This window comes from Micromonospora sp. DT47 (assembly GCF_049844475.1).
Lineage (GTDB): Bacteria > Actinomycetota > Actinomycetes > Mycobacteriales > Micromonosporaceae > Micromonospora.
This window is the reverse complement of the sequence record NZ_JBNCLC010000002.1, coordinates 378,344-395,444: the sequence shown is the minus strand read 5'-3', so window position 1 is coordinate 395,444 and position 17,101 is coordinate 378,344. Positions and strand designations below refer to the sequence as shown.

Sequence of the window (17,101 nt, the reverse complement as noted above, 5' to 3'; positions counted from 1 at the left end):
GGATAGGTTGTGCCCCGTGACTGACGAGCAGGAGAAGGGCCTGGACGAGCCGATCCGGGTCGGCGTGCTGGGTGCCCGGGGTCGGATGGGCGTTGAGGTGTGCAAGGCGGTCGACGCGGCCCTCGACATGGACCTGGTGGCGATGGTCGACCAGGGTGACTGGCTGTTCAACGCCTCCGACGCGGGCGCCGAGGTGGTCGTCGACTTCACCACGCCGGACGTCGTCATGGACAACCTGCACTGGTGCATCGACCAGGGCATCAACGCGGTGGTCGGCACCACCGGCTTCACCGAGCAGCGGCTCGACCGGGTGCGCGGCTGGCTGGAGCGTAAGCCGGGCGTCGGGGTGGTCATCGCCCCCAACTTCGGCATCGGCGCGGTGCTGATGATGCAGTTCGCCGCCCGGGCCGCCCGGCACTTCGAGTCCGTGGAGATCATCGAGCAGCACCACCCGCGCAAGCTCGACGCCCCCAGCGGCACCGCGACGCACACCGCCCGACGGATCGCCGCCGCGCGGGCCGAGGCCGGCATGGGCCCGGTGCCGGACGCGACCAAGGACGAGGTCGCGGGCGCGCGCGGCGCCGACATCGACGGGGTACGCGTGCACGCCGTGCGGGTCACCGGTCTGGTCGCCCACCAGGAGGTGCTCTTCGGCACCACAGGCGAGACGCTGACCATCCGGCACGACTCGTACGACCGGGCCTCGTTCATGCCCGGCGTGCTGCTCGCCGTCCGCGCGGTGCGCAACCGCTCCGGCCTGACCATCGGCCTGGACTCGCTGCTCGACTGACCGCCCGCCGGCCGGCCCGCCGCGTGGGCCGGCCGGTGTGGCAGGTGCGCAACGGCGGTCAAGCGCGGCCGTGCCCGTCGGGTGCAGGCTGTTTCCATGACGACGACGGACGGCTTGGCCAACATCCTGCACTGGGTGCAGACCGGGCTGGACGACCCGTCCGTGAGCCCGGCCGAGCTCGCGGCCCGGGCGCACCTGTCCCGCTTCCACTTCGACCGGCTGGTCGCGGCGGCCACCGGGGAACCCCCGGGTGCGCTCCGCCGCCGGCTGCTCACCTTCCGCGAGCTGGAGCTGCCCTGTCCCAGCGGCGTCCACTTCCAGCCGCCCGGTGGCCTCCGGCTGCCGGCCGTACGCGAGGAGATCGCGATGAACGTGCTACAGCACCTGGTCGACCACCACGTCCACACCCTGACCGCTGTCATCGACCGGGCCGCCACCCTCGACGAGGAGGTGCTCGACCGACCGGTCACCGTTTCGGTGGAGACGATCGACGAGCGGCCGACCCTCCGTTCACTGATCAACGCGATGGTGACCCAGGAGGAGCACTGGCTGTCGGCGCTGCGCGGCGGCGACTGGCCCGACGAGAGCGACCGGTCGATTCCCGGTCTCGCCGCCCGCCACGAGGTGGCCGGCCGGGACTGGCGCGCCTTCGTCGCGCAGACCCTGGCCGCCGGCACGCTGGCCGACACGTTCGTCGACACCACCTGTTCGCCGCCGGCCACCCACACCCTGGGTGGGACCATCGGCCACGTGATCACCTTCGCCGCGGTGCGCCGCACCCTCGCCGTCGGTGCCCTGCACACGGCGGGAATCACGGACCTGGGTGCCGGGGATCCCGCCCCTACCTAGACGCGCAGGCCGGCTGAGCCGCGCCGCCCCGGGTGCGCGGAAAGCGGTCGCTCGCGAGGGGCGCACGGCTTAGGCTCGCCTTCATGATCGATTCTGGGCTGCGGGACCGGGCTGGCCGTCACGTCACGTTGCGCCCGGTCGACGACGACAACTGGCGGGCCGTCGCCGATGTGGCACCCCGCGACGACCAGCGCGCCTGGGTGCCCGCGTTGGCGGCCCGCTACCTGGTGCTGACCATGCGCTCCGATGTCTGGATCTCGCTGGCCGTGTACGCCGACGAGACCGTCGTGGGGCACGTCATGTGGGGCGTGGACGACGACGGCTCCCGCTGGATCGGCGGCATGGTGATCGACGCCGCCGAACAGGACCGGGGCGTCGGCCGGGCCGCCGTGCGCATCCTCGCCGACCGGCTCGCCACGCAGGACGGCGGAGGTGTCGTCCGGCTCTCGTACCACCCGGACAACACCCCCGCCGCGCGCCTCTACACCTCGCTGGGCTTCACCCCCACCGGCGCCCTGGAGGACGACGAACTGGTCGCCGAACTCCGCCCCTGACCGGTCGATCATGAAGGTCGCGGCACTGTTCGCGATCGACTTCGCCGCCAACGTCATGATCGACCGGAAGGGAATGGGAGGGCGGTCAGCGGGGGAGCGGGGCGTCCTGGGCGGGGCGCTGGGTGGGGATGGTGGGGGTGAGGGTCAGGCCGGCGGGGAGGCCGGTGACCGTCGGGTGGCCCTGGTGGTCGACGTGCACGTCGACCGGGGCGCCGGCGATGCGGAAGCCGCGGACGCTCAGCGCGCCCAGCTCGGCGCCGGCGAGCGGCCGGAGCGTCACGGTGCCGTTCGGCACGTCGGGATGCAGGCCGGCACCGGCCTGGAGCAGCAGTACCGCGGCCGCCGCCGACCAGGCCTGCGGCCGGCAGGCCGCCGGGTACGGCACCGGCCGGCCGAGCAGGCCGCGGTCGTCGCCGCCGTACAGCTCGGGGAGCCGGTAGTCGAACGCCTCGGCGGCTCCGAGCAGCCCCTCGGCGAGGCCGAGCGCCGCCTCCCGGAAGCCGGCCCGGGCCAGCCCGGCGAGGACGATCGCGGTGTCGTGCGCCCAGATCGACCCGCAGTGGTACGACAGGGGGCTGAACCCGGCGTCGTCGGTGGACATGGTGCGCAGCCCGAAGCCGTCGGCCAGCGCCCCGCCGGTGAGCAGCGCGGCCACCCGGGCCTCCTCCTCGCCGGTGAGCAGGCCGGTACCGAGCAGGTGGCCGATGTTGCTGGTCAGCGAGTCGACCGGCCGCTTGTCCCGGTCCAGCGCCAGCGCCGGGCGCGGGCCGTCCGGGCCGCCGTCGACCCAGAACCGGGCCCGGAAGGTTTCCGCCAACCGGGCGGCGTACCCGCGCCAGCGGTCGGCCCCGGGCCGGCCGAACGCGTCCAGCAGGTCGGCGCCGTGCACCGCCGCCTGGTACGCGTACCCCTGCACCTCGGCCAGCACGATCGGCGGCGTGGCGAGCCGGCCGTCGCGGAACCGGACCGCGTCGCCGGAGTCCTTCCAGCCCTGGTTGGCCAGGCCGTGCCCGGTCGTGTCGACGTACTCGACCAGGCCGTCGCCGTCGGCGTCGGCGTGCTCGCCGAGCCAGCCCAGCGCCGCCTCCAGGTGCGGCAGCAGCGGCTCGACCTGGTCGGCGGCGAGGCCCCAGCGCCAGGCGTCGTGCAGCAGCGCGACCCAGAGCATGGTGGCGTCGACGGTGCCGTAGTAGGCCGGCGGCAGCCGCAGCCCCTCGTCGAGGATGGCGAACTCGTGCCGGCGCAGCTCGTGCAGGATCTTGCCGGGCGCCTCGCCGGTGGACGGGTCGACCCGGGTGCCCTGCCGGCGGGCGAGCACGCGCAGTGTCCCGGCGGCCAGCTCGGTGCCGAGTGGCAGCATCATCCGGGCGGCCCAGAGGCTGTCCCGCCCGAACAGGGTGAGGAACCAGGGCACCCCGGCACCGAGGAAGACGTCCCCGGGCGCGGCGGCGTCGGTGAGCCGCAGCCCGCGCAGGTCGTCCAGGGAGCGGTCGACCAGCCGGACCAGCCGCCGGTCGTCGGCCCGGACCTCGGGCCGGGACCAGTTTGGCTCGCCGGCCGGGGCGGCCACCACCGCGCGCGGGTCGTCCACCCGCAGCCGCCAGCGCAGCGTCACCTCACCGCCCGGCGCGAGTTCGACCGGCCAGGTGAGCCGGGGCGCGGCGGCCCGGTCGCCCTCGGCGTGCACCCGCGCGCCGTCGCCGGTGACGGTCACCGTGACACCCTCGGCGGCCCAGCTCAGCTGCCCGGGCTGCCCGGCCTTGGCCTCGATCGGCACCGCCGCGCCGCCGGACTTCACCACCTCGATCGGCGCCAGGTCGCAGCCGAGGTCGACGCCGACCGTGGCGCGGACCGGTTCGGCGGCGGTCGACACGACGCGGACCTCCTCGTCGAGCCCGCGCGGGCCGGCCCGGCGGGTCCGCTCGACCCGGACGGTGGGGTCGGGCCCGGGGTCGCCGAGCCAGCGGGCCAGGCCGACGAAGCGGGCCCCGTGCGGGCCGTCCGCGCCGTGGCTCAGCGCCTCCGGCTCCCGATCGTCGATCCGCAGCTCGGCCCGGGAGAGCACCCGGGCGTCGGCGTGGAAGACGCCCTGGACGCCGGCCGGGCGGATCTGCCCGGCCCGGTCACCCAGCGCGCTGGTGGGAGCGAGGACCACCCCGACCAGGTCGTGCAGCAGGGGTTGCAGGTGGCGTTCGATCACGGCTGCGGCTCCAGATCCTGAGGGTGGACGACGTCTTGACAAGCCGTCCGGGGCGGTGCAAAGTGCGAAACATTCCAGAAACTTGAACGATCCAATCCTGCCCCATCCGAATTGGATCGTTCAAGATGGCGAGAGGTGCCAAGTGGCCGCAAAGGTGACCATCGCGACGGTGGCCCGGCACGCCCAGGTCAGCCGGCAGACGGTGTCCAACGTGATCAACGCCCCGCACATCGTGCGGGAGGAGACCCGCCGCCGCGTGCAGGACGCCATCGTCGCCCTCGGTTACCGGGCCAACCAGGCCGCCCGGCAGATGCGCACCGGGCGCTCCCGGTTGATCGCCGTGCGGATCGAGCCGACCCGCGACGGCATCAACGGCTCGGTGCTGGACCGCTTCCTGCACGGCCTCACCGAGACCGCCGAGGTGGCCGGCTACCGCACCATGCTCTACACCGCCGCCGACGCCGACCGGGAGATCGCCACCTACGACGACCTGCTCGGCGCGTACGACCTGGACGGGTTCGTGCTGACCGGCACCGACCACGGCGACCCGCGGACCGCCTGGCTCGCCGATCGGGGCGTGCCGTTCGTGACCTTCGGCCGGCCGTGGGACGACCTCGACGCGCACTGCTGGGTCGACGTGGACGGCGCGGCCGGGACGGCCCAGGCCACCCGGCACCTTGTGTCGGCCGGCCACCGGCGGATCGGCTGGATCGGCTGGCCGGCCGGCTCGGGCGTCGGCGACGACCGGCGCGCCGGCTGGCGGGAGACCCTGCGCGAGGTCGCCGTCGACCCGACCGGGCTGGACCGGGAGACGGTCGACGGCATCGCCGAGGGGGAGCGGGCCGCCCGCGACCTGCTCGCCGCCGGGGCGCCGCCGACCGCCCTGGTCTGCGCCAGCGACTCCCTCGCGCTGGGCGCCCTCCAGGCCGCCCGCGCCGCCGACCCGGCCGTGCCGGTGATCGGCTTCGACGACACCCCGGTCGCCGCGGTGGTCGGCCTGACCAGCGTCAGCCAACCCCTCGGCGAGGCCGCCGCCCGCTGCGTCGACCTGCTCACCGCGGTGCTCGACGGCCCGCGGAGCACCCCTGCCCCCGTGCTGCTCCAGCCCTCGCTGGTGCGGCGACACACCGCGTGACACCTTCCCCCACCCAGGAGAACAGATGACACCTCGATCCCTCACCCGCGCGGCGGTGGCCGGCCTCGCCGCCGTCGCGCTGCTCGGCTCCGCGGCCTGCGGCAGCGGCTTCGACGACTCGGCGAAGGACACCAAGCAGTCCAGCGGCCCGGCCAACCTGCAGATCCTGATCGGTTCCTCGGGTGACGCCGAGACCAAGGCGGTGCAGGACGCCGCGGCCAAGTGGGCGAGCAGTTCCGGCAACCAGGCCACCGTGACCCCGGCCCAGGACCTCACCCAGCAGCTCGGTCAGGCCCTCGCCGGCGGCACCCCGCCGGACGTCTTCTACGTCGACGCCAGCCGGTTCGCCGACTACGCCAGCGTCGGTGCGCTGGAGCCGTACGGCGACAAGATCAGCAAGCCGGAGGACTTCTACGAGAGCCTGCGCACCACGTTCACCCACGACGGCAAGTTCTACTGCGCGCCGAAGGACTTCTCCACCCTCGCCCTGCAGATCAACACCGACCTCTGGACCAAGGCCGGCCTGACCGACGCCGACGTCCCCACCACCTGGGAGCAGCTCACCGCCACCGCCCAGAAGATCAAGGCCAAGGGGCAGGTGCCGCTGGCGCTCGGTGACACCCGGGACCGGATCGGCGCCTTCATGGTGCAGTCCGGCGGCTGGCTGGTCAGCAAGGACGGCAAGCAGGCCACCGCGGACACCCCGGAGAACCTCAAGGCCCTGGAGTACGTCAAGGGCCTGCTCACCAACGGCTACGCGCGGTACCCGAAGCAGCTCGACGCCGGCTGGTCCGGTGAGGCGTTCGGCAAGGGCAAGGCCGTGATGACCATCGAGGGCAACTGGATCAAGGGCGCCCTGCAGAACGACTTCCCGAACGTGAAGTACAAGGTCGTCGCGCTGCCGGCCGGGCCGAAGGGCCAGGGCACGCTCTCGTTCACCAACTGCTGGGGGATCGCGGCGAAGAGCAAGTTCAAGGACCAGGCGATCAAGTTCGTCGAGGCGATGACCGCCGGCGACCAGCAGATGACCTTCGCCAAGGCGTTCGGCGTGATGCCGTCCCGGCAGTCGGTCCGCGACCAGTACAGCAGCGAGTTCCCGGCGGACAAGCCGTTCATCGACGGCGCCGAGTACGCCCAGGGCCCGGTGAACGCCCCGAAGATGGACAGCGTCCTCGGTGACCTGGACACCGGCCTGCAGGGGCTGTCCAACGGCAACCCGAAGACCATCCTCGAGAACTTCGACAAGAACGCCAAGGCGGCGCTCGGCGGCTGACGCGGACCACGGGGGCGCTGCCGACCGGCGGCGCCCCCACCGGCCACCCGCGAGTCGAAGGAGGGGAGATGGCAACCGACGCACTGGCGGCGCCGGCCACCGCGACCGGCGGCCCAGCGCGCCGCCCCGGACGCGGCATCCGGGGCAACGAGAATGTCGCGGGCTGGCTCTTCGTGGCCCCGGTGATCGTGATCCTCGGGCTCTTCCTGCTGCTGCCGATCCTGATGGCGCTCTGGGTGAGCCTGACCGACTGGAACGGCCAGGGCAGCCCGTTCACCGGCAAGGTGCCCTTCGTCGGCGCCGACAACTACACCCGGCTGTTCACCGAGGACGGGCTGGCCCGCCGGGACTTCATGACCAGCATCCGCAACAACGTCTACTACGTGGCGATCGTCGTACCGGCGCAGACCGCGCTCTCGCTCGGGCTCGCGCTGGTGGTCAACAACCGGATGCTCAAGGGGAAGGCGTTCTTCCGCAGCGCCTTCTACTTCCCGTCGGTGACCAGCTCGGTGGCGATCAGCGTGGTCTTCCTGTTCCTGTTCGCCAACTCCGGCGCGGTCAACGCGCTGCTCGGCGTCTTCGGCATCGACGGGCCGCAGTGGTTCGCCGACTCCCGCGGCGTGCTGCACCTGCTGCTCGGCGCGGTCGGGGTGGAGACCGCGCCGGCCGCGCTCGCCGACGGCGGGCCGTTCGGGCTGAGCTGGTGGGGCTGGCTCTCCGGGCCGAGCGTCGCGATGGTCTCGATCATCACGCTGGTCGTCTGGACCACCTCCGGCACGTTCATGCTGATGTTCCTCGCCGCCCTGCAGAGCGTCCCGGTGGCGCTGGACGAGGCGAGCACCCTGGACGGCGCGACCCGCTGGCAGCGGTTCCGGTACGTCACCCTGCCGATGATCAAGCCGACCATGTTCCTGGTGCTCACCCTCGGCCTGATCGGTTCCTGGCAGGTCTTCGACCAGGTGTACGTGATGAGCCAGGGCGAGCCGGCCAAGACCACGCTCACCCCGGCCTACCTGTCGTACCGGACGGCGTTCCGGGACTTCGACTACGGCTCCGGCGCGGCCATCTCGTTCGTGCTGTTCCTGATCATCATCGTGTTCACGCTGGTCCAACGGCGGGTGATGGCCGACCGGGACACCGGGTCGCCACGACGCGGCTGGTGGCGTCGGCGCGTACCGGAAGGGTCCCAGCGATGACCGCGCTCACCGACCGCCCGCCGGTGGCGGCGGCGCCCGCCCGGCGCGCCGGCCGCGGCGCCCGCGCCCTGGTCAACCGTTTCGTCGGGTACGCCGTCCTGATCTTCTTCGGGCTGGTCTTCCTCTACCCGTTCGTCATCCAGCTCGGCAACTCGTTCAAGACCGAGCCGGACGCGGCAGCCAACCCGCTTTCCCCGGTGCCCGACCCGGTGACCTTCGACGGCTTCGAGCGGATCTTCGCGGGCACCAACTTCCCGCTCTGGCTGGGCAACTCGCTGCTGGTCACCGTTCTGGTCACGCTCGGCCGGGTCTTCTTCGACTCGCTCGCCGGGTACGCCCTGGCCCGGCTGCGGTTCCGGGGCCGCGCCGGCCTGTTCGCCGCGGTCATCGCGGTCATGGCGGTGCCCGGCGTGGTGCTGCTGATCCCGAAGTTCCTGGTGCTCAACCAGCTCGGCATCTACAACAGCTACGCCGGGCTGGTCGTGCCGCTGCTCGCCGACGCGGCCGGGGTGTTCATCATGAAGCAGTTCTTCGAGTCGATCCCGGTCAGCGTGGAGGAGGCGGCCCGGATCGACGGCGCCAGCGTCTTCCGCACGTTCTGGTCGGTGGTGCTGCCGATGGCGAAGCCGGCGCTGATCACCCTGACCATCCTGTCGTTCCAGGGCTCCTGGAACGAGTTCCCGCACAGCCTGGTCGCGGTGCAGGACCCGGGCCTGTTCACCCTGCCCCGTGGCCTGGCCGACCTGGTCAGCGGCTCGCTCGGCAAGGGCACCCAGTATCCGCTCAAGCTCGGCGCGGCGCTGCTGGCGACCATCCCGGTGGCGGTGCTCTTCGTGATCTTCCAGCGCTACTTCGTCCGGGGCGCCAACGAGGGCGCGGACAAGGGCTGACCCGTCGGCGGTTCCCGGCCCGGCAGCCGGGAACCGCCGACGGCTCACTTCTGTTCGAGCACCGACAGCACGTTGCAACCGCGCGGCCGGGCGTACTCAGCTCTCGGCGACCGGCTCGGTGGGGACCGCGACGTGCAGGCGGAGCTGGGGGACCAGCATGTCGTCGACGTCCAGGGCGCGGGCCGCGCCGTCGGGCTCCCAGCCGGTGCTGGTCAGGAACTTGCGGGTCGCCTCGTCACCCTCGAACGCCCAGGCCACCGCCCGGTCGAAGCCGTCGGTGCGCCACAGGTCCACGGTGGCGGCGAGCAGCCGGCTGCCGTGCCCGCGCCGGCCCCAGCGTGGCTCGACCAGCAGGTCGGTCACCGCGACGACCCCGGCGCCGAGCGCCTCGGCCGGCTCCTCCGGGGCGAGCGCCTCAGCGTCCGCCGGTCCGGAAGCGGCGAACCCCACCAGATAGGATTGCTCGGCCTGTTCGACGGCGACCAGCACCCGGTGCGCGCCGGAGGGCGGCGCCTGCACCGCCGCGCTCCACCGCCGGGCCAGCCAGGCCTCGTCCAGGTTGTCGAGCACGTGCCGGGGCAGGATCCGGCGGTAGGCGACCCGCCAGGTCGCGAGTTGAATGCGTGCGATCTCGGCGGCGTCCTCGGGACGCGCCGGGCGGACGTACCCGAGAGCCATGGCACGAGAGCCTAGGGCACGGTGAGGGAGGCGACGGTGGCGCAGGGTGCCAAGCGGACGGCCGGGCAGGTCGTCGGGGTGGTTGCGCTCGCCGTCGCGGTGACCGCCTTCCTCGCGGTGGCGGCCGTCCGGCACGGCTTCTTCGACCTCAAGGTCTACTACGGCGCGTTGACCTTCTGGGTGCACGACGGTGGCGAGATCTACGACTACCTCAAGTTCGGCACCCAGTACGGCTTCACCTACCCGCCGTTCGCCGCCCTGGTCATGCTGCCGATGGCGTACCTGCCGTGGCCGGCGGCGATCACCGTCAGCGTGGCCGCCAGCGTGGTGGTGGGCACCGTGCTGATCTGGTGGCTGCTCGACCCGGTCTCCCGCCGGGCCGGCTGGACCCGCTGGTTCGCCCTCGCGGTGGCGCTCTGCCTGGCCGCCGCGTTCGAGCCGATGCGCGAGACGATCAACTTCGGCCAGGTCAACATGCTGCTGCTCTTCCTGGTGGCGGTGGACCTGCTCCGGCTGCTGCCGGCCGGCAACCGGTGGGCCGGGGTGGGCATCGGCCTCGCCACCGCGATCAAGCTGACCCCGGGCGTCTTCATCATCTACCTGCTGATCACCCGCCGGTGGCGGGCCGCGGTGACCTCGATGGCCGCCGCGGCCGCCGCGACGCTGCTCGCCGCCGCGCTCTTCCCGGACTCCTCCCGGGAGTTCTGGACCTCGGCGCTGTGGAACACCGGCCGGGTCGGCGAGCTGGCGTTCGTCTCCAACCAGTCGCTGCGCGGGGTGGTCGCCCGGCTGCACCCGGATCACCCGAGCACCCTGGCCTGGCTGGCGCTGGTCCTGGCCACCCTGGCCGTCTGGGCCTGGCGGTCCCGGGCCGCGGTGGCGGCCGGCGACGAGGCGACCGGGCTGGCGCTGACCGGCGTGGTGATGTGCCTGGTCAGCCCGGTCACCTGGGTGCACCACCTGGTCTGGTTGATCCCGGCGCTGATCCTGCTGGTCGACAACGCGGTCGCCGCACCCGCCCGCAGCCGGCGGCGCCGCGCGCTGGTCGCGTTCGTGGTGGTCGCGTACGGGCTGCTGATCAGCCGGATCGTCTGGGCCTGGGAGCGGGACTTCAGCGGGGTGGACGGCTTCCTGGGCAGCAACACCTACGTCTGGATCAGCCTCGCGCTGCTGGTGCTGCTGCCGATCCGGGGGCACGCCACGCGGGCCGGCGCCGGGTCGGGCGGTCCCGCCGGACCGGCCGCGTCAGCCACCGAGCCGACCGGCGTACCGCAGCTCGTCGAGGTGGACCGGGGGGCGGCCACCGGCGAGCGGCACCGGGTAGGTGCACCGCTCACCGTCGGGTGACAGCCCGGCCCGCTCGTAGAAGCGGCGGGCCCGGGCGTTCTCCGCGAGCACCCAGAGCCGGTAGTCCCGCCAGCCCCGTACGGCCAGGCCGTCCCGGGCGGCGGCCAGCAGCGCGCGCGCGGTGCCGTCGCCCCAGTGCGCCGGCTCCACGTAGATCGCCACCACCTCGCCCCGGGTCTGGTCCAGGTCGCCCCGGTCCTGGTTGTTCCGGTACGGCCCGAAGGTGGTGAAGCCGGCGAGGCCGCCGTCGATCTCGGCGAGCAGCGTGGTGAACGGGTGCTCAAGGTCGGCGGTGCCGAGGTCCCGCCGCCGCTGCGCCCAGGCCACCGGGTTGAGCCGGCGCAGCACCTCGTCGGGCATGATCCCGGCGTAGCCGGCCTGCCAGCCGTGGATGTGCACCCGGGCGATCGCCTCGGCGTCGTCGGACTCCTCGCGGCGGATGGTGAGCATGTGTCCGTTCTATGCCGCGGCGGGCGGTCGGTCCAGCGTCCGCTCCCGTGTCGCAGGCGTGGATTAGGGTGCCCGACGATGGCCGTATCGGAATCGCTCTCCCTCGCCCAGGCCCGGCGGGTGGCGCTGGCCGCCCAGGGCTTCGCCGACCCGGCGCCCGCCGGCGTGCCCACCCGCCGGCACCTGCGCCGGGTGCTCGACCGGGTCGGCCTGATCCAGATGGACTCGGTCAACGTCCTGCAACGGGCGCACTACCTGCCGCTCTACAGCCGGCTCGGGCCCTACCCGACGGCCATGCTCGACGCCGCCGCCTACCGCCGCCCCCGCGAGCTCTTCGAATACTGGGGCCACGAGGCGTCGCTGGTGCCGGTGGGGCTGCACGCGGCGCTGCGCTGGCGGATGGCCAAGGCCCGCTCCGACGCCTGGGGCGGCATGCGCCGGATCGCGCAGGAGCAGCCCGAGCTGGTCGCCTGGGTCCGCGACGAGGTGGCCGTCCGGGGCCCGCTCACCGCCGCCGAGATCGAGCACGACGCGCCCCGGGAGACCGGCAACTGGGGGTGGAACTGGTCGGCGGTGAAGCGGGCGCTGGAGTTCCTCTTCTGGTCCGGCGAGGTCACGGCGGCCGAGCGGACCACCTCCTTCGCCCGCCGCTACGACCTGCCCGAGCGGGTGCTGCCGCCGGCCGCCCTGGACGCGCCCACGCCGACCGGCGCCGAGGCGTACCGCACCCTGGTCGCGGTGGCCGCCCGGTCGCTCGGGGTGGCCGCCGAGCCGGAGCTGCGCGACTACTTCCGGCTGCCGCTGGCTGGCGCCCGGCAGGCGATCGCCGAGCTGGTCGAGGCCGGTGAGCTGCTGCCGGTCGCCGTCCAGGGCTGGCGGCAGCCGGCCTGGCTGCACGCCGGCGCCCGGCTGCCCCGCTGGGTGCGCGGCAACACCCTGGTCAGCCCCTTCGACCCGCTGGTCTGGGAGCGGGCCCGCACCGAGCGGCTCTTCGACTTCAGCTACCGGATCGAGATCTACGTGCCGGCGCCGCAGCGGGTGCACGGCTACTACGTGCTGCCGTTCCTCCAAGGGGAACGGTTCACCGCCCGGGTCGACCTGAAGGCCGACCGGAAGGCCGGGGTGCTGCTGGTGCCGGCGGCCTGGCGGGAACCGGCCGCCGACCCGGGGGAGACCGCCGTGGCGCTCGCCGCGGAGCTGCACCGGCTCGCCGGCTGGCTCGGCCTGGACGCGGTCGCCCCGCCCGCCGCGGGGGACCTCGCCGGTCCGCTGGCCGCCGCGCTGCGGAGCCTGGCCGGTGTACCGTGAGCGCGTGACGAGCGTTGACGGGCCGGCCGGGCCGGGTCGGCAGGTGCAGGAGGCCGACGTGCCACAGGCCGCCACCGGCGCCCCGCCACACCCCGACGGCGTGCCGCAGGCCGCCCCGCCGCACACCGACGGCGGGTCGCAGACCGCCCCCGGTGCCACGCCGCACAGCGACGGCGCGCCCGGCGGCTGGCCGCACGACGCCACCACCGGCGCCTGGCCGCCGGCCGCCTACCAGCCCGTCGAGCCGGACCGGCTCACCCGCCTCGTGCTCCGCCTCCACGAGCGCTCCCCGCGCTGGGCGGCGCCGCTCGCCGCGGTCGGCTGCGTCGGGCTCGGCATGGCGTACGCGCTGGTCAGCAACCCCACCACCAGCGACCCGGACGCCGCGCCGAGCTGCCTGCTGAAGCTCACCACCGGCCTGGACTGCCCGGGCTGCGGCGGCACCCGCGCGCTCTGGTACGTGCTGCACGGCGACCTGCCCGCCGCCGCCCGGCACCACTTCCTCTTCGTGTTCGCGCTGCCCTTCCTGGCGTACCTCTTCGTCGCCTGGGCCGGGAAGCAGGCCTTCGGTTGGCGCCTGCCGGAGCTGCGGATCAGCTCACCGGTGATCGCCGGCTTCCTCGCCCTCTGGCTGGCCTTCTCGGTGGCCCGCAACCTGCCCTGGGCCCCGTTCACGTCGCTGTACGTCTGACCGGCCGGTCGCCGGGAGATCTTGGACACTTGGCGTTCACCCGGAACGGTGACTGTCCAAGATTCGCAGCTGGTGGGTCGTCTCGGCCCCGCGAGCCCAACTTTCCCCGCCGCCCGTCCGGCCACTACAGTCCCAGGAATGCCGGAGATGGTGCAGCCCCAGGTCAAGCTGATCGCGTGGACCCAGTTCCAGGCCCCGGAGGACGTGCCGTGGTCGACCGACGCCGAGGGCGGCCAGGCCCTCGCGGAGTTCGCCGGCCGGGCCTGCTACCAGAGCTGGAAGAAGCCGAACCCGGCCACCGCCACCAACGCCGGCTACCTGGCGCACATCCTGGAGGTCGGGCATCTCTCGGTGCTGGAGCACGGCTCGGTGACCTTCTACTTCACCGGCGTGTCCCGCTCCTTCACCCACGAGCTGATCCGGCACCGGCACTTCTCGTACTCCCAGCTCTCCCAGCGGTACGTCCCGGAGCGGGACGCGGCCATGGTCGAGCCCGCGGTGATCGCCGAGGACCCGGAGCTGCACAAGAAGTTCGTCGAGGCCGCCGAGGCGAGCGTCCGGGCCTACACCGAGCTGCTGGAGGGGCTGGAGCAGCGCTTCTCCGACGAGCCGAACCCGACGCTGCGCCGCAAGCAGGCCCGGCAGGCGGCCCGGGCCGTGCTGCCCAACGCCACCGAGACCCGGATCGTGGTCACCGGCAACTACCGGGCGTGGCGGCACTTCATCGGCATGCGCGCCACCGAGCACGCCGACGTGGAGATCCGCGAGCTGGCCGTGGAGTGCCTGCGCCAGCTCCAGCAGGTGGCGCCGAACGTCTTCGCGGACTTCGTCATCTCCACCCTGCCGGACGGCACCGAGGTGGCGAGGAGCCCGCACGCCGAGCTGTCCTGAGCCCTTCCCCACCGGAGCTCCGGTGGTCGTCCGCTAGGTTGTGAACATGACGCACGACCATCCTGCCGCCCCCGACCGGGGCGCTTCCCGCCCGTTCGGGCGGCTGCTCACGGCCATGGTGACCCCGTTCACCGCCGACGGCTCCCTCGACCTGGACGGCGCCGTACGGCTGGCGAACCACCTCGTCGACGAGCAGGGCAACGACGGCCTGGTGGTCAACGGCACCACCGGCGAGTCGCCGACCACCAGCGACGCGGAGAAGGAACGCCTGATCCGCGCGGTGGTGGAGGCGGTCGGCGACCGGGCCCGGGTGGTGGCGGGGGTCGGCACCAACGACACCCGGCACACCATCGAGCTGGCCGCGTCGGCCGAGAAGGCCGGCGCGCACGGCCTGCTCGTGGTCACCCCCTACTACAACAAGCCGCCGCAGAGCGGCCTGCTGCGCCACTTCACCGCGGTCGCGGACTCCACCGGCCTCCCGGTGATGCTCTACGACATCCCGGGCCGGTCCGGCGTGCCGATCGCCACCGAGACGATGGTGAAGCTCGCCGAGCACGGCCGGATCGTCGCGGTGAAGGACGCCAAGGGCGACCTGACCGCCACCTCCTGGGTGACCAGCCGCAGCGACCTGGCCGTCTACAGCGGCGAGGACGCGCTCACCCTGCCGCTGCTCGCCGTCGGCGGGGTCGGTGTGGTGGGCACCTCGACGCACTTCACCGGCGTGCGGACCAAGCAGATGATCGAGGCGTACGACAGCGGCGACAGCACGACCGCGCTGACCCTGCACCGGCGGCTGCTGCCGCTGTTCACCGGGATCTTCCGGACCCAGGGCGTGATCCTGGTGAAGGCGGGGCTGGCGGCCCAGGGGCTGCCGGCCGGCCCGGTGCGCCCCCCGCTGGTGGACGCCACCGGAGACGAGATCGCCCAGCTGCGCGCGGACTGCGCGGCAGCGGGCCTGGAGCTGCCCGAATGATCGAACGACACGACGGACGCCGGGTTACGGCGTCGATCGAACGACACGACGGACGCCGGGTTACGGCGTCGCAGAATGAGGTGGACGCGTGACCCAGGCGCACTTCGAGGGTGAACTGCCCCCGCCGCTGCCGAGGGGTGGCCTGCGGATCATCCCACTCGGCGGGCTCGGCGCCATCGGTCGGAACATGACCGTCTTCGAGTACGACGGCAAGCTGCTGATCGTCGACTGCGGGGTGCTCTTCCCCGACGTCGAGCAGCCCGGCGTGGACCTGATCCTGCCCGACTTCGGGCCGATCCTGGACCGGCTGGCCGACGTCCAGGCGATCGTGCTCACCCACGGTCACGAGGACCACATCGGCGCGGTGCCGTACCTGTTGGCCCACAAGCCGGACATCCCGCTGGTCGGCTCCCAGTTCACCCTGGCCCTGGTCGAGGCGAAGCTGGCCGAGCGGCGGATCCAGCCGTACACGCTGACCGTGCGGGAGGGCGGCCGGGAGCGGCTCGGCCCGTTCGAGTGCGAGTTCTTCGCGGTCAACCACTCGATCCCGGACGCCCTGGCGGTGGCCATCCGCACCCCGGCCGGCCTGGTGCTGCACACAGGCGACTTCAAGATGGACCAGCTGCCGCTGGACGGCCGGATCACCGACCTGGCCGGTTTCGCCCGGCTCGGCGCGGAGGGCGTGGACCTGCTGCTGTCGGACTCCACCAACGCGGAGATCCCCGGCTTCGTCACCCCGGAGCGGGAGATCGGGCCGGTGCTCGACTCGATCTTCGCGAAGGCGAAGGGGCGGATCATCGTCGCCTCGTTCGCCTCGCACGTGCACCGGGTGCAGCAGGTCTTCGACTCGGCGGCCGAGCACGGCCGCAAGGTCGCGCTGATCGGCCGGTCGATGGTCCGCAACATGGGCATCGCCCGGGACCTCGGCCTGCTCAACATCCCGGCCGGCCTGGTGGTCGGGATCGAGGAGGCGACCACGCTTCCGCCCGAGCAGATCGTGCTGATGTCCACCGGCTCGCAGGGCGAGCCGATGAGCGCGCTGGGTCGGATGGCCAGCGGCGACCACCGGCACATCACCATCGCCCCCGGCGACACCGTGGTGCTGGCCAGCTCGCTGGTGCCGGGCAACGAGACCTCGGTCTACCGGGTGATCAACCGACTGGCGCGGGCCGGCGCGGTGGTCGTGCACAAGGACGTCGCCAAGGTGCACGTCTCCGGCCACGCCCCCGCCGGTGAGCTGCTCTACCTGCTCAACGTCACCCGCCCGAGCAACCTGATGCCGGTGCACGGCGAGTGGCGGCACCTGCGCGCGCACGCCCGGCTCGGCATCGAGTCCGGGGTCGCCCCGGACCGGGTGGTGATCTGCGAGGACGGCGACGTGGTCGACCTGGTGGAGGGCCGGGCCAGCCTGGTCGGGCACGTGAAGAGCAGGTACGTCTACGTCGACGGCCTCGCCGTCGGCGACGTCAGCGAGTCGCTGCTCACCGAGCGGCGGATCCTCGGCGACGGCGGCTTCATCGCCACCACCGTGGTGGTCGACTCGGTCACCGGCAAGGTCGTCGCCGGCCCGACCCTGTCGGCGAAGGGCTTCTCCGAGGACCCGGAGGCGTTCAACCCGGTCGTCCCGCTGGTCACCGAGGCGCTCAACCGGGCCGCGGCGGACGGCATCACCGACCCGCACCAGCTCCAGCAGATCGTCCGGCGCACCGTCGGGCGCTGGGTCAACGACAAGTACCGGCGCCGTCCGATGATCGTCCCGACGGTCGTCGAGGTCTGACCCACCGGCTCCGCACGCCGGTCCACCGTCCGCGGTGGACCGGCGTCGTCGTCCCCGGGGTACGCCCCGACACCGGTGACCGGCCGACCACGGTCAGCT

General features: G+C 73.2%; 16 protein-coding genes. 13 read left to right on the top strand and 3 right to left on the bottom strand.

Annotation, left to right across the window (positions count from 1 at the left end; translation table 11 throughout):
• The first annotated feature begins 16 nt into the window (after positions 1 to 16).
• The 3 genes from dapB (at position 17) to ACLQ2U_RS04425 (ending at position 2,193) form a co-directional block, all read left to right on the top strand.
• On the top strand, positions 17 to 790 hold the full coding sequence (gene dapB, locus ACLQ2U_RS04435) for a 4-hydroxy-tetrahydrodipicolinate reductase (RefSeq protein WP_425749223.1): 774 nt from the start codon (positions 17 to 19) through the stop codon (positions 788 to 790).
• Between the two features lie 96 nt (positions 791 to 886).
• Complete coding sequence (locus ACLQ2U_RS04430; RefSeq protein ID WP_425749222.1) at positions 887 to 1,639, top strand: hypothetical protein; 753 nt, start codon at positions 887 to 889, stop codon at positions 1,637 to 1,639.
• A gap of 83 nt (positions 1,640 to 1,722) precedes the next feature.
• Positions 1,723 to 2,193: a GNAT family N-acetyltransferase gene (locus ACLQ2U_RS04425; RefSeq protein WP_425749221.1), complete on the top strand. Its 471-nt coding sequence runs from the start codon at positions 1,723 to 1,725 to the stop codon at positions 2,191 to 2,193.
• An 85-nt stretch (positions 2,194 to 2,278) separates the two neighbouring features.
• Here the strand turns inward: ACLQ2U_RS04425 and ACLQ2U_RS04420 are convergent, their stop codons facing one another.
• Positions 2,279 to 4,393, bottom strand: coding sequence for a glycogen debranching N-terminal domain-containing protein (locus ACLQ2U_RS04420; protein ID WP_425749220.1), 2,115 nt, complete (start codon positions 4,391 to 4,393; stop codon positions 2,279 to 2,281).
• Between the two features lie 142 nt (positions 4,394 to 4,535).
• Between ACLQ2U_RS04420 and ACLQ2U_RS04415 the strand changes: the two genes are divergently transcribed.
• The 4 genes from ACLQ2U_RS04415 (at position 4,536) to ACLQ2U_RS04400 (ending at position 8,887) form a co-directional block, all read left to right on the top strand.
• Complete coding sequence (locus ACLQ2U_RS04415) at positions 4,536 to 5,528, top strand: LacI family DNA-binding transcriptional regulator (protein ID WP_425749219.1); 993 nt, start codon at positions 4,536 to 4,538, stop codon at positions 5,526 to 5,528.
• Positions 5,529 to 5,553: 25 nt separating this feature from the next.
• Positions 5,554 to 6,801: a sugar ABC transporter substrate-binding protein gene (locus tag ACLQ2U_RS04410; RefSeq protein ID WP_425749218.1), complete on the top strand. Its 1,248-nt coding sequence runs from the start codon at positions 5,554 to 5,556 to the stop codon at positions 6,799 to 6,801.
• 68 nt (positions 6,802 to 6,869) lie between these two features.
• Positions 6,870 to 7,997 carry a carbohydrate ABC transporter permease gene (locus ACLQ2U_RS04405; protein WP_425749217.1) on the top strand — a complete coding sequence of 376 codons (1,128 nt, stop codon included), beginning with the start codon at positions 6,870 to 6,872 and terminating at the stop codon, positions 7,995 to 7,997.
• Positions 7,994 to 8,887: a carbohydrate ABC transporter permease gene (locus tag ACLQ2U_RS04400; RefSeq protein WP_425749216.1), complete on the top strand. Its 894-nt coding sequence runs from the start codon at positions 7,994 to 7,996 to the stop codon at positions 8,885 to 8,887. The genes ACLQ2U_RS04405 and ACLQ2U_RS04400 overlap by 4 nt, the downstream gene beginning before the upstream one ends.
• A gap of 96 nt (positions 8,888 to 8,983) precedes the next feature.
• Here the strand turns inward: ACLQ2U_RS04400 and ACLQ2U_RS04395 are convergent, their stop codons facing one another.
• Positions 8,984 to 9,565, bottom strand: coding sequence for a GNAT family N-acetyltransferase (locus ACLQ2U_RS04395; RefSeq protein ID WP_425749215.1), 582 nt, complete (start codon positions 9,563 to 9,565; stop codon positions 8,984 to 8,986).
• Positions 9,566 to 9,601: 36 nt separating this feature from the next.
• On the opposite strand from ACLQ2U_RS04395, the gene ACLQ2U_RS04390 reads away from it, so the two are divergent.
• Positions 9,602 to 10,912 carry a glycosyltransferase 87 family protein gene (locus ACLQ2U_RS04390; protein ID WP_425749340.1) on the top strand — a complete coding sequence of 437 codons (1,311 nt, stop codon included), beginning with the start codon at positions 9,602 to 9,604 and terminating at the stop codon, positions 10,910 to 10,912.
• Here the strand turns inward: ACLQ2U_RS04390 and ACLQ2U_RS04385 are convergent.
• On the bottom strand, positions 10,811 to 11,362 hold the full coding sequence (locus tag ACLQ2U_RS04385) for a GNAT family N-acetyltransferase (RefSeq protein ID WP_425749214.1): 552 nt from the start codon (positions 11,360 to 11,362) through the stop codon (positions 10,811 to 10,813). The two genes, ACLQ2U_RS04390 and ACLQ2U_RS04385, sit on opposite strands and share 102 nt — an antisense overlap.
• Before the next feature lie 78 nt (positions 11,363 to 11,440).
• On the opposite strand from ACLQ2U_RS04385, the gene ACLQ2U_RS04380 reads away from it, so the two are divergent.
• The 5 genes from ACLQ2U_RS04380 to ACLQ2U_RS04360 all read left to right on the top strand — a co-directional run bounded on the left by ACLQ2U_RS04380 (position 11,441) and on the right by ACLQ2U_RS04360 (position 17,002).
• Entirely contained in the window at positions 11,441 to 12,670 is a 1,230-nt protein-coding gene (locus ACLQ2U_RS04380) for a winged helix-turn-helix domain-containing protein (RefSeq protein WP_425749213.1), read from the top strand.
• Positions 12,671 to 12,674: 4 nt separating this feature from the next.
• On the top strand, positions 12,675 to 13,361 hold the full coding sequence (locus tag ACLQ2U_RS04375; RefSeq protein ID WP_425749212.1) for a DUF2752 domain-containing protein: 687 nt from the start codon (positions 12,675 to 12,677) through the stop codon (positions 13,359 to 13,361).
• 147 nt (positions 13,362 to 13,508) lie between these two features.
• Complete coding sequence (thyX, locus tag ACLQ2U_RS04370; protein ID WP_425749339.1) at positions 13,509 to 14,252, top strand: FAD-dependent thymidylate synthase; 744 nt, start codon at positions 13,509 to 13,511, stop codon at positions 14,250 to 14,252.
• Positions 14,253 to 14,298: 46 nt separating this feature from the next.
• Complete coding sequence (dapA, locus tag ACLQ2U_RS04365; RefSeq protein ID WP_425749211.1) at positions 14,299 to 15,225, top strand: 4-hydroxy-tetrahydrodipicolinate synthase; 927 nt, start codon at positions 14,299 to 14,301, stop codon at positions 15,223 to 15,225.
• A gap of 88 nt (positions 15,226 to 15,313) precedes the next feature.
• Complete coding sequence (locus tag ACLQ2U_RS04360; protein WP_425749210.1) at positions 15,314 to 17,002, top strand: ribonuclease J; 1,689 nt, start codon at positions 15,314 to 15,316, stop codon at positions 17,000 to 17,002.
• Positions 17,003 to 17,101: the final 99 nt, after the last annotated feature.